Below are 12,203 nucleotides of genomic sequence, written 5' to 3'. Positions count from 1 at the left end.
ATGTGGGTGTTATTTTAAAGCCGCAGGTTAACCATAACCTTACAAAGCCTGTAGTTATTCTTTCCAGGGACACCCTATGAAAACCTCACTCTTCAAAAGTCTTTACTTCCAGGTCCTGACAGCCATCGCCATCGGTATTCTGCTCGGTCACTACTACCCGGAGCTGGGCGCGCAAATGAAACCGCTTGGCGACGCGTTCGTTAAGCTCATCAAAATGATCATCGCGCCGGTCATCTTCTGTACCGTGGTGACCGGTATCGCCGGCATGGAAAGCATGAAGGCGGTCGGGCGTACGGGGGCGGTTGCCCTGCTGTACTTCGAGATTGTCAGTACCATCGCGCTGATTATCGGCCTGATTATTGTCAACGTGGTACAGCCTGGCGCGGGCATGAACGTTGACCCGGCCACGCTGGATGCGAAAGCGGTGGCGGTTTACGCTGAACAGGCGAAAGATCAGGGGATTGTTGCCTTCCTGCTGGACGTGATCCCGAGCAGCGTGATTGGCGCGTTCGCCAGCGGAAATATCCTCCAGGTACTGCTGTTTGCCGTGCTGTTTGGCTTTGCCCTGCACCGTCTTGGCAGCAAAGGTCAGCTGATTTTTAACGTCATTGAAAGCTTCTCGCAGGTTATCTTCGGCATCATCAACATGATTATGCGTCTGGCCCCGATTGGTGCCTTTGGCGCGATGGCCTTCACCATCGGGAAATACGGCGTCGGCACGCTGGTACAGCTTGGCCAGCTGATTATCTGCTTCTATATCACCTGTATTCTGTTTGTGGTGGTGGTGCTCGGCTCCATCGCTCGTGCGACCGGCTTCAGCATCTTCAAATTTATCCGTTACATTCGTGAAGAGCTGCTGATTGTCCTCGGCACATCCTCTTCTGAGTCCGCGCTGCCGCGTATGCTCGATAAAATGGAAAAGCTGGGCTGCCGTAAGTCAGTGGTGGGGCTGGTTATTCCTACGGGCTACTCCTTTAACCTGGACGGCACCTCGATTTACCTGACGATGGCGGCGGTCTTTATTGCTCAGGCCACCAACAGCCACATGGATATCTTCCATCAGATTACGCTGCTGGTCGTCCTCCTGCTCTCCTCGAAAGGGGCGGCGGGCGTAACGGGTAGCGGATTTATCGTGCTGGCGGCCACTATCTCAGCGGTTGGCCATCTGCCGGTGGCGGGTTTGGCCCTGATCCTCGGTATCGACCGCTTTATGTCTGAAGCCCGCGCGTTAACCAACCTGATTGGTAATGGTGTGGCGACGGTTGTGGTGGCGAAGTGGGTAAAAGAGCTGGATCACAAGAAACTTAACGATACGCTGAATAATCGCACATCTGAGGACAAAACCCCCGGTTTATCCTCTTAATCCCTCATAAATGCCCGTATTCCCTTGTGGGGATGCGGGCACCTGCGCATAATAACCGCTCATACCTGTCATATTTCGACAAAATTTTTTTGGGTATATTTCGCTTCCGCCCGTGACGTTTAGCCGAACACGCTGTCTAATCGGAAGGTTTTCATCGTCATCTTTGAGTGCTCACGTCGCGAGACACTCTCTTTAACCAGGAATGTTGATCAGGGGTTCACATGCAGGGCACAAAAATTCGACTCTTAACCGGCGGTTTGCTGATGATGGCAGCAGCCAGTTATGTGCAGGCAGATGCGCTCCAGCCAGACCCGGCCTGGCAACAGGGAACACTGGCGAACGGATTCCAGTGGCAGGTGTTATCCACTCCGCAACGTCCGAGCGATCGCATTGAAATTCGTCTGGCTGTGAATACCGGCTCCCTCACTGAAAGCACCCAGCAGACCGGCTTAAGCCATTTTATTCCTCGACTGGCGCTCACCCAGAGCGGCAGTTTGCAGGCGGTTCAGGTGCGTTCTTTATGGCAACAGGCCATCGATCCTAAACGTCCGCTGCCCCCGGCTGTGGTCTCCTATGACTACACCATGTTTAATCTGAGCCTGCCCAACAACCGTAACGATCTGCTTAAAGAAGCGCTTACCTATCTATCCGATGCCACCGGCAAACTGGCGATTACGCCTGAGACCGTAAACTATGCGTTGAGCAACAGCGACATGGTGGCGACCTGGCCGACGGATACCAAAGAAGGCTGGTGGCGCTACCGCCTGAAAGGGTCCACGCTGCTTGGCCACGACCCGGCAGAACCGCTGAAACAGCCGGTGGATCCAGAGCAGGTGAAATCTTTCTACCAGCAGTGGTACACCCCGGATGCCATGACCCTCATTGTAGTGGGCAACGTGGACAGCCGTGCGGTGATAGAGCAGATCAACAAAGCCTTTGGCGATCTAAAAGGGAAGCGTGAAACGCCCGCCCTTGTTCCTACATTGTCCCCGCTGCGTCCTGAGACGGTCAGTATCATGACGGATACCGTGCGTCAGGATCGTCTTTCGATGATGTGGGATACCGCCTGGCAGCCGATCCGCGAGTCCTCGGCGCTGTTGCGTTACTGGCGTGCGGACCTGGCGCGTGAAGCGCTGTTCTGGCATGTTCAGCAGACGCTCAGCAAGAACAACGTGAAAGACATTGGTCTGGGCTTTGACTGCCGCGTGCTGTTCCAGCGCGCCCAGTGCGCCATTAACGTCGAATCGCCGGGTGATAAGCTGAATGCCAATCTCGGCGTGGTGGCGAAAGAGCTGGCTAAAGTGCGTAAAGAGGGCCTGTCTGAAGAGGAATTTAACGCGCTGGTGGCGCAGAAATCCCTCGAATTGCAGAAACTGTTTGCCACCTATGCCCGCGCCGATACCGATATCTTAATCAGCCAGCGCATTCGCTCCTTACAGAATCAGGTCGTGGACATCGCGCCGGAGCAGTATCAGAAATTGCGTCAGGATTTCCTGAACGGTCTGACCGTGGAGATGCTGAATCAGGATCTGCGGCAGCAGCTGTCTCAGGATATGGCGTTGATTCTGTTGCAGCCGAAAGGTGAGCCGGAATATGACATGAAAGAGTTAAAGGCCACCTGGAACGCCATCATGGCGACGCCGTCGCAGCCAGTACAGGCGGCGGCCGATGATTTGCACCAGGATGCGAGCGATATTCCGCAGGGCCAGTAAGGCCCTGCGTTCCCTCTCCCTGTGGGCTGAGGGATCCCCAGTAATTTTTTTATGCAGAAGCAATAAAGTTGCTTTCTAAATGACTGAGGGCTGTCAGCGATGCCCTGGTCCGGCTGTAAATCGCTGAGGCGTTTCCTGCAGGCCGGGGCGAGGCGCAGGGATGCGCCGAGAGGGCGGCTTTACAGGGACGTTGCCTCCGCCCGTACCCGATAAGCCGGAAGGAATAAGCCGAGGGCACCGCGAAGCGGCGATTTACCGCCGGGAGCCCGGGTCGCCAGGGTGGTGGCGACTGAGCCACCCTGGCACGTTCACCGGTCATGTCGTTACAGAGTAGCAAGGAACATAAAGTGAACGGAATGACCACCACCGCCGTATGTTCCCCTCACCCTAACCCTCTCCCCGGAGGGGCGAGGGGATTGCTCAGTGCTCGCATTAATTTGTGGGGAACCCTCAGCCCTGTGGGAGAGGGTTAGGGTGAGGGCATCAGCCCGCCCATTCCTTAAGCAGGCATCGCCTCGCGCGGAATAATCGCTCCGCGATACTGAATCACCGTGCTGGCCGTCAAGTGTCCGCGCTGCGCTGCCGCTTCTGGCGTACCTCCCGTCAAACGTACCGCCAGATACCCCGCGCTGAAAGAATCGCCCGCCGCAGTGGTATCGATCACTTTCTCTTTCGCCAGCTTCACCGCCGGCACCTCTGTCACGGCTTCACCCGCCACCGCCACCAGGCAAGACTCCGCCCCGCGCTTAATCACCACTTCGCTGACCCCAGCGGCCTGCGTCCGGGCGATGACCTCATCAACCGGCTTTTCACCCCACAGGGCATCTTCATCGTCCAGCGTCAGGAAGGCGATATCGGTGCATTCCAGCATCTGCTGATACACCTGCTGCGTCTCTTCGCGGCTGGCCCAGAGGCGCGGACGGTAGTTGTTATCGAAAATCACCTTACCGCCGTTGGCACGGCATTCGCGCAGCAGTGACAGCAGCTTTTCACGGCTCTGCTGGCTCAGGATCGCCAGGCTGATCCCGCTCAGGTAGAGGTAATCGAAGGTGGCCAGCTCTTCGCAAATCGCAGCGGCGGCATCGCTTTCCAGCCAGAATTTGGCAGCCGCTTCATTACGCCAGTAATAGAAGGTGCGCTCGCCGGTACTGTCGGTTTCGATGTAGTACAAACCCGGCAGACGGTTTTCCATTCGCTGGATCAGCGAAGTTTCAACGTTTTCACCCTGCCAGGCCTCCAGCATCTGCTGGCTGAAGCTGTCCGTTCCCAGCGCGGTAACGTAGCTCACGCTCAGCGCGTCGGGGGCGACCTGACGGGCAATGTAAACGGAGGTGTTCAATGTATCGCCGCCAAAACCGCGGCTGACTTCCGCGCCTTTCTGGGACAGCTCAATCATGCATTCGCCAATCACGGCAATTTTCTTAGACATAGTCGTGAACCTGAACAGAGTAATTAAGGGTAGTGTGCGCTGTGTGTTTTTTACGGTCAACCATATTAAAACGACGTTCCATTATTTTTTTTGAGCCAGCGCGTGTTCCGGCATATTTCTGTCATCTTAATTTCATTTTCCCGCTGAATTGAACATAAAGTTCTCACCTGGCGGGCCGATAACTCAGTGACGAGTCCAGAAAGGCTATCCCATACAACAGGACATCCGAAATGAAGTCAGAGCAGGTTATCCAGCGGCTGAGCACTACGCCTGAGGCAAGTATTGAGAACTTGCAGGAGCATCGCTACTGGCTGCAATGTGAGCGAGCGTATACCTATCAGCCTATCTACCGTACTGACGGTCGGTTAATGGCAATTGAGGTGTTAACGGTCGTCACTCATCCATCGAACCCTTCGCAGCGTATCGCGCCGGACCGCTATTTTGCGGAGGTTGCCGTGCGTCAGCGCATTGACGTGCTGGAAGAGCAGTTGAGAATGCTGGCGACGAAGCAGGCGTTCTTCGAGCAGCACGGTATTCTGGCTTCGGTGAACGTGGATGGCCCAACCCTGATGGCGTTACGTCAGAATGCGACGCTGCAGGCGCTGATTGCCACCTTGCCGTGGATGCGCTTCGAGCTGGTGGAACATGTTCAGCTGCCGCAGGACTCCTCATTTGCCTCGATGTGTGAGTTTGGCCCGCTGTGGCTGGATGATTTCGGTACTGGTATGGCCAACTTCTCCGCCCTGAGCGAAGTGCGTTATGACTACATCAAAGTGGCCCGCGATCTGTTTATCATGCTGCGCCAGACACCGGAAGGACGGAACCTGTTTACGATGCTCCTGCAACTGATGAACCGCTATTGCCAGGGCGTCATTGTGGAAGGCGTGGAAACGCTGGAAGAGTGGCGCGACGTGCAAAATTCTCCGGCAGCGGCGGCACAGGGTTATTTCCTCTCTCGTCCTGTCCCCATGGATACCCTGGAAAAGGTGATAACCACCCTCTGATCTGCCCGCTTCCCTTTGTCTGAACTATAGTTTTAAAGGCAAGTTCATCAGGAAAGGGGACAACAATGACAAAAACAACCAGGGTGATTTCCTGGACAGCAGGGATTTTCTTGTTGCTGATCGTGGTCTTAATCATCATTATCGCCACGTTTGACTGGAACCGCCTCAAACCGACCATCAACCAGAAAGTCTCGACCGAGCTAAACCGCCCCTTCGCAATACGTGGCGATTTGGGGGTCGTGTGGGAGCGTCAGAAAGAGGAAACCGGCTGGCGAAGCTGGGTGCCCTGGCCGCACGTTCACGCTGACGACATTATTCTTGGCAACCCGCCGGACATCCCCGAAGTGACCATGATCCACCTGCCGCGCGTGGAAGCCACGCTGGCGCCGTTAGCCCTGTTAACCAAAACGGTGTATCTGCCGTGGATCAAACTTCAGCAGCCCGACGCGCGGCTGATTCGCCTGTCGGAGAAAACCAATAACTGGACGTTCGATCTCGCCAGCAGCGGCGATAAAGATCCGAATGCGCAGCCCTCTTCATGGTCCTTCCGCCTCGACAATATTCTGTTCGATCGGGGGCGGATCGCCATTGACGATAAAGTAAGTAAGGCTGACGTGGAGATCCTCGTCGATCCGCTGGGCAAGCCGCTGCCGTTTAGCGAAGTGACGGGCAGCAAAGCCAAAGGCGATGACAGCAAAGCTGGCGATTACGTCTTCGGCCTGACAGCGAAAGGGCGCTACAACGGCCAGCCGCTGACCGGTAAAGGCAAAATCGGCGGTATGCTGGCGCTCAGGAGCGAGGGTACGCCGTTCCCGGTGCAGGCGGACTTCCGCTCGGGCAATACCCGCGTGGCGTTCGTGGGCACGGTTAACGACCCGATGAACATGGGCGGCGTCGACCTCCAGCTTAAGTTTGCCGGGGATTCGCTGGGTGAACTGTACGATCTCACCGGCGTGCTGCTGCCGGATACCCCGCCGTTTGAAACGGACGGGCGGCTGGTCGCAAAAATCGACGCTGAAAAATCGTCCGTCTTTGACTACCGGGGGTTCAACGGCCGCATCGGCGATAGCGATATACACGGCACGCTGACCTACACCACCGGAAAACCGCGCCCGAAACTGGAGGGGGACGTTGAATCCCGCCAGCTGCGTCTGGCCGATCTTGGTCCGCTGATTGGCGTAGATTCGGGTAAAGGCACGAAGTCAAAAGAGGTCAAAAAGGACGCTCAGCCTGCGGGTAAAGTGCTGCCCTATGACCGCTTCGAAACCGACAAGTGGGACGTAATGGATGCGGACGTGCGCTTCAAAGGACGTAAAATTGAGCATGGCAGCACGCTGCCGTTGAGCAACCTCTCGACCCATATCATCCTGAAAAACGCCGATCTGCGCCTGCAACCGCTGAAGTTTGGCATGGCCGGGGGAACCATTTCCTCGAATATCCACCTGGAGGGGGATAAAAAGCCGATGCAGGGAAGGGCGGAGATCCAGGCGCGTCGTCTGAAGCTGAAAGAGCTGATGCCGGACGTGGAGTTGATGCAGAAAACCCTCGGTGAGATGAACGGCGATGCGGATATTCGCGGCACGGGTAACTCTGTGGCCGCGCTGTTAGGCAGCGGAAACGGCAACCTGAAGCTGCTAATGAACGACGGGCTGGTGAGCCGTAACCTGATGGAGATCCTGGGGCTGAACGTTGGTAACTTCATCGTCGGACAAATCTTCGGAGACGATGAAGTGCGCGTGAACTGCGCGGCGGCAAACGTGGACCTGGTCAACGGTGTGGCGCGTCCGCAGATTTTCGCATTCGACACGGAAAACGCGGTTATCAACATCACCGGTACCGCCAGCATGGCGTCCGAGCAGCTGGATTTAACCATCGATCCGGAAAGTAAAGGCATTCGCATCATCACCCTGCGCTCGCCGCTCTACGTTCGCGGGACCTTCAAAGATCCGCAGGCGGGCGTGAAGGCCGGGCCGCTGATTGCGCGCGGTGCGGTTGCCGCCGCCCTCGCCACGCTGGTCACCCCTGCGGCGGCGCTGCTGGCGTTGATTTCGCCGTCAGAAGGCGAAGCGAATCAGTGTCGGACGATTTTGTCGCAGATGAAGAAGTAAGGTGTGGCCTGTTCTTGCCGGGTGACGCTGCGCCTTACCCGGCCTACATGTGAATCGTAGGCCGGGTAAGGCGTAGCCGCCACCCGGCATTCGCTTACAGAGTCTGATGCTTAGTTTCGTGCGTCAGCAGCAGCGCAATCAGCGTCAACGCTGCCATGGCCGCCAGATAGACACCCACATAGAACAGACCATAGTTCGCCTGAAGCCACGTGGCGATATACGGGGCCACCGAGGCGCCCAGAATAGACGAAACGTTATAGGAGAACGACGCGCCGGTATAACGCACTTCAGTCGGGAACAGCTCCGGCAGCAGCGCGCCCATTGGGCCAAAGGTCAGCCCCATCAGGCTCAGACCAATCAGCAGATACGCCATCACCAGCGCAGGGCTACCTGAACCCAGCAGCGGCGGGAAGACAAACAGTGCGAACAGGATGATCAGCGAGGTGATGACGATCATGCTTGAACGACGGCCAAATTTATCCGCCAGCAGGCCCGCGATGGGCACCATCACGCCAAATCCAATAACCGCCATCATCAGCATCCACAGCACTTCGTTACGCGGCAGGCCCAGTCCGACCGGTACGGCGGCGGTACTGTAGGTCATGGAGTACACGGTCATGATATAGAACAGCGTGTAGGTCGCCAGCATGATGAACGTACCCAGCACGGTCACGCGGAGGTGTTTGGTCAGCAGCGTCCCCAGCGGAACTTTAACCTGCTTTTTCGCCGCGGCGACTTTAGCGAAGACCGGCGTCTCGTGCAGCGACACGCGCACGTACAGGCCAATCAGCACCAGCACGGCAGAGAAGACGAACGGAATACGCCAGCCCCAGCTCATGAACTGTTCATCGGTCAGCAGCCAGGAGAGGAGCAGGAAGGTGCCGTTCGCGAAGAAGAAGCCAATCGGCGCGCCCAGCTGTGGGAAAGAGCCATACAGGGCACGCTTACGCGCCGGGGCGTTCTCGGTCGCCAGCAGCGCCGCGCCGCCCCATTCCCCGCCCAGCCCCAGGCCCTGACCAAAGCGCGCCAGCGCCAGCAGCACAGGCGCCAGAATGCCGATAGTTTCATAGGTCGGCAGCAGGCCGATGGCGACGGTGGAGATCCCCATCGTCAGCAGCGAGGCAACCAGCGTCACTTTACGCCCGACGCGATCGCCAAAGTGGCCAAAGACCGCTGAACCTATAGGACGCGCAACGAAGGCGATAGCAAAGGTAGCTAAAGACTGTAGCGTGGCTGCCGTCGGGTCGCCCTGTGGGAAGAAAATATGCGGAAAGACAATGACCGCAGCGGTGGCGTAAATATAAAAGTCGAAGAACTCAATGGCGGTGCCAATCAGCGATGCGACGACGACTTTATTGCGGGAGTTGACCGGAACGTGTTCCGCCCCTTCGTTAAGTGTGGTGGCTGTTGCTTGCATAATATTTTCTTATTTTTGGACGAACGAAGGGCCATATTAGGCACAGCAAAAGCGACATTTCAATCTGTAACAAAGGCGTGACATGGTCATAAAAGCAACAAAAAGCGGATAATTTTCAGACCAGCGAAAACACTTCCATGAAATGCTTCACACATTTTAAATATCAGTCATTAAAACTGGTTTTGAGTTAAATAAAAGTTACGGTCTGGATTTATATGCTGAAATGATGAATCGGGCTGAAATATCAGCCCGACAGGACATCAGTGGTGGGTTTTTCCCGGCATGCGTGGGTCGTCTTTATACTCTGCGGTGGCGATCCACGCGGCACAGAACAGCGTCAGGCGTGCGAAGAAATAGAAGAAGGCCATCAGCCCCAGCACCGAACCAAAGGCCGCGCCGGAGGGGGACTTCACCAGCGATGGCAGCGTATAGGTCATCACAATTTTGATCACCTCAAAGCCAATGGCGGCAATCAACGTCCCACGGATCAGCGCCTTCTTGCGCGGCCGATGGCGGGGCAAACGCCAGAAGATCCAGAAGAACAGCAGGTAGTTAGCAAAGATGGAGATAGCAAGCCCTATACCGCGCCAGGCCGGTTTCAGCCATTCAATGTAGTCCAGATACAGCGCGGAGATAATCATCTGCTGCGCAGAACCGGCGACCGAGGTGATAGAGAGCGTGATGACCAGCGCCACCAGCAGACCAATCAGCGAGATAAAGTCGCGCAAATACTTCACCCATATCTTCTCCTGATCCTGCGGCGTACGCTCCCAGACGTCACGCGACTGGGCGCGAATGGCCTCACGCAGGTTGCCCATCCAGTTAACCCCGGAATAGAGCGCAATCAGCAACCCGACGATACCCACGGTGGTACGCTGCTGCACGGCGGTATTGATGGTGCTTTTGAGCGTCGTGGCGAGCGTCTGGTCGCTGACGTTGGTCAGGATCTTATTGAAGATGTCCTGCAACAGCGTCGGGTGAGACGCCAGAACAAAACCGGCGGCAGCAAACGACACCATCAGGATAGGGATCATCGACAGGAAAGAGAAGTAGGTGATCGCCGCGCCAAACTGATTTCCCATGCGGTCGTTAAAGCGCTCAGCGGCGCGGATCAGGTGAGCAATCGCGGGTATCTGCTGAATTTTTTCGGCTATGCCGGTCACGGTGCCCAGCGCTTTGCTGGTCGTTCCAGGCTCCTTCGGCGCTTCAGGCTCGTTATCCATCTTTTTGATGGGTTCATAATCTAAATGTTGAGTCGGTCGTTGCGGGTTATTTTCCGGCGTCACGCGCATTTTCCTTTTCGTTGAGCTGGATGTTATTGAATTATAGCTTGCGACTAGTCCACGTAACTTTTTGTGAGTTCGGTAAGCCACTCCATAAACACATGCACCCGACGGGAGAGGTTACGGCGGTGGGGATAAATGAGGGAGACGGGCATTGGTTCAGCCCGATATTGCGGCAGGATCTGAACGAGTTTTTTCGTGCGCAGGGCATCACGCACCCCGACGCGCGGGACCTGAATAATGCCAAGCCCGGCGATACAGGCGGCCTGGTAGGTTTCCGTGCTGTTAACCGTCAAAACGCCTCCCGTTTTTATCCACTGGGTCGCGCTGCCGTTGAAATACTCAAAACCCAGAGGACGGGTGCCCAGCGTGGCGGAGTAATGAATGAGGGCGTGTGAGCCCAAATCATCCAGCGTCTCAGGGTAGCCGAATCGCGTGAGATAATCCGGGCTGGCGCAGTTAATCACTGAAAGCTTCCCAAGCGGGCGGGCGATAAGCCCGGAGTCCTTCAAGTTTCCCACGCGAACCACGCAGTCAAATCCTTCGCGGATGACATCGACCAGACGATCGCTGCTGCTTAGCTCAAGCTCAATGCCGGGAAACTGTTGTAAAAATGCAGGCAGTTTCGGAATGACGACATTTCGTGCAATGGCAACGGGCATATCCACACGTAGCCGACCGCTGATGGTGGAAGGGTCGTGCAGAAACATGCCGTCCAGTTCGTCCAGATTCATCAGCAGATCTTTTGCGCGTTCGTAATAAACCATGCCGTCCTGCGTCAGGCTGACGCGGCGGGTAGTGCGGTGCAGCAGTTGAGTGCCAAGCGCGTTCTCCAGCGCCAGGATCTGCCGCGAGACACTCCCCTTCGGCAGGCTTAACGTCTCCGCCGCGCGGGTAAAACTCTCCAGTTCCGCGACGCGAAGGAAAAGCTGCATTGCGTATATTTTATCCATAGATATGGGTCATTGTTGTTTGAAATGAAACAGTGAAGCGTTGGCGGCACTATTTATTGATTTTCTACCATCTAATAAGCTCATTCTCAATCTTCATCGCAGTCGAAACGAGGTGAATTATGCGTGAACGTATTGCATTAGTGACGGGCGGTAGCCGCGGCCTGGGTAAAAATGCGGTTTTGAAGCTTGCTGCGGAAGGGACAGATATCATCCTGACCTGGAACAGCAGTCAGCAGGAGGCGCAGGAAGTTATACGCGAAATTGAGGGAAAAGGTAGAAAAGCGGCAGCATTGCAGCTTAACGTCGGCGATACGGCAAGTTTTGCGCGCTTCGCTCAACAGGTGAAGGAAACCCTTACACACGTCTGGCAACGTGACACCTTTGACTATTTAGTGAACAACGCAGGTACAGGGTTATACGCACCCTATACCGAGACGACAGAAGCGCAGTTTGATGATGCGGTGAATATTCACTTCAAAGGTCCGTTTTTCCTCACACAACAGCTGCTGCCGCTCATAAAAGACGGAGGACGGATCCTGAATGTCTCAAGCGGACTGGCCCGTTTTACTCAGCCAGGTTCAGGGACTTACGCGGCAATGAAAGGGGCGATGGAAGTGCTGACCCGCTATCAGGCAAAAGAGCTTGGCGTGCGCGGAATTTCCGTCAATATCATCGCGCCTGGCGCGATTGAAACCGACTTTGGAGGCGGACGCGTAAGGGATAATGCGGAGCTTAACCAGCTGCTGGCCTCGCAGACGGCGCTGGGACGGGTGGGCCTGCCCGATGATATCGGTGACGCCATTGCGGCGTTGCTCAGTGACAAACTGGGCTGGATGAATGCGCAACGTATTGAAGTTTCAGGCGGTATGTTCCTGTAATGTTCAGACTTAAGGGGGAGGGAACCCTTTTAAGGAAATCCTTAAAGCAGGTGTGT

Annotated in this window: 9 protein-coding genes; 5 read left to right on the top strand and 4 right to left on the bottom strand. The window is 55.9% G+C overall.

Translation table 11 applies throughout. From position 1 onward, the window contains the following. The first annotated feature begins 76 nt into the window (after window positions 1–76). Complete coding sequence (gene dctA, locus ACQG0S_RS21450) at window positions 77–1,363, top strand: C4-dicarboxylate transporter DctC (protein ID WP_022649724.1); 1,287 nt, start codon at window positions 77–79, stop codon at window positions 1,361–1,363. Between the two features lie 221 nt (window positions 1,364–1,584). Further along, window positions 1,585–3,075, top strand: a complete 1,491-nt coding sequence (locus ACQG0S_RS21445; RefSeq protein WP_169440819.1) for a M16 family metallopeptidase — start codon at window positions 1,585–1,587, stop codon at window positions 3,073–3,075. A 499-nt stretch (window positions 3,076–3,574) separates the two neighbouring features. Here the strand turns inward: ACQG0S_RS21445 and ACQG0S_RS21440 are convergent, their stop codons facing one another. Further along, a complete protein-coding gene (locus ACQG0S_RS21440; protein WP_022649722.1) occupies window positions 3,575–4,504 on the bottom strand; it encodes a sugar kinase in 930 nt (309 codons plus the stop codon). 230 nt (window positions 4,505–4,734) lie between these two features. Between ACQG0S_RS21440 and pdeH the strand changes: the two genes are divergently transcribed. Together pdeH and ACQG0S_RS21430 are read left to right on the top strand one after the other, a co-directional pair. Further along, window positions 4,735–5,508 (top strand): cyclic-guanylate-specific phosphodiesterase, encoded by a 774-nt coding sequence (gene pdeH / locus ACQG0S_RS21435; protein ID WP_015571521.1) that lies wholly within the window; start codon window positions 4,735–4,737, stop codon window positions 5,506–5,508. Window positions 5,509–5,573: 65 nt separating this feature from the next. Then, entirely contained in the window at window positions 5,574–7,616 is a 2,043-nt protein-coding gene (locus ACQG0S_RS21430) for an AsmA family protein (protein WP_023298835.1), read from the top strand. A 94-nt stretch (window positions 7,617–7,710) separates the two neighbouring features. Here the strand turns inward: ACQG0S_RS21430 and ACQG0S_RS21425 are convergent, their stop codons facing one another. The 3 genes from ACQG0S_RS21425 to ACQG0S_RS21415 form a co-directional block, all read right to left on the bottom strand. Further along, window positions 7,711–9,033, bottom strand: coding sequence for an MFS transporter (locus tag ACQG0S_RS21425; protein ID WP_022649720.1), 1,323 nt, complete (start codon window positions 9,031–9,033; stop codon window positions 7,711–7,713). A gap of 260 nt (window positions 9,034–9,293) precedes the next feature. Beyond that, complete coding sequence (gene yhjD / locus ACQG0S_RS21420) at window positions 9,294–10,319, bottom strand: inner membrane protein YhjD (RefSeq protein ID WP_022649719.1); 1,026 nt, start codon at window positions 10,317–10,319, stop codon at window positions 9,294–9,296. 50 nt (window positions 10,320–10,369) lie between these two features. Continuing rightward, a complete protein-coding gene (locus ACQG0S_RS21415) occupies window positions 10,370–11,269 on the bottom strand; it encodes a LysR family transcriptional regulator (protein ID WP_169440817.1) in 900 nt (299 codons plus the stop codon). Window positions 11,270–11,388: 119 nt separating this feature from the next. Here ACQG0S_RS21415 and ACQG0S_RS21410 point away from each other — a divergent pair, with 119 nt between their 5' ends. Continuing rightward, window positions 11,389–12,147, top strand: coding sequence for an SDR family NAD(P)-dependent oxidoreductase (locus tag ACQG0S_RS21410; protein ID WP_048966370.1), 759 nt, complete (start codon window positions 11,389–11,391; stop codon window positions 12,145–12,147). Window positions 12,148–12,203 lie beyond the last annotated feature (56 nt).

The sequence above is a fragment of the Enterobacter cloacae complex sp. 418I7 genome, assembly GCF_050030705.1.
In the GTDB taxonomy this organism is placed as follows: Bacteria; Pseudomonadota; Gammaproteobacteria; order Enterobacterales; family Enterobacteriaceae; genus Enterobacter; species Enterobacter intestinihominis.
The sequence above is the reverse complement of the archived record's forward strand: the minus strand, read 5'-3'. Positions and strand labels throughout refer to the sequence as shown.

Coding starts and splice junctions, on each gene's coding strand:
- ACQG0S_RS21425 (WP_022649720.1), bottom strand. CDS start 9,033: ATGCAAGCAACAGCCACCACACTTAACGAAGGGGCGGAACACGTTCCG.
- pdeH (WP_015571521.1), top strand. CDS start 4,735: ATGAAGTCAGAGCAGGTTATCCAGCGGCTGAGCACTACGCCTGAGGCA.
- dctA (WP_022649724.1), top strand. CDS start 77: ATGAAAACCTCACTCTTCAAAAGTCTTTACTTCCAGGTCCTGACAGCC.
- ACQG0S_RS21415 (WP_169440817.1), bottom strand. CDS start 11,269: ATGGATAAAATATACGCAATGCAGCTTTTCCTTCGCGTCGCGGAACTG.
- ACQG0S_RS21440 (WP_022649722.1), bottom strand. CDS start 4,504: ATGTCTAAGAAAATTGCCGTGATTGGCGAATGCATGATTGAGCTGTCC.
- ACQG0S_RS21430 (WP_023298835.1), top strand. CDS start 5,574: ATGACAAAAACAACCAGGGTGATTTCCTGGACAGCAGGGATTTTCTTG.
- ACQG0S_RS21445 (WP_169440819.1), top strand. CDS start 1,585: ATGCAGGGCACAAAAATTCGACTCTTAACCGGCGGTTTGCTGATGATG.
- ACQG0S_RS21410 (WP_048966370.1), top strand. CDS start 11,389: ATGCGTGAACGTATTGCATTAGTGACGGGCGGTAGCCGCGGCCTGGGT.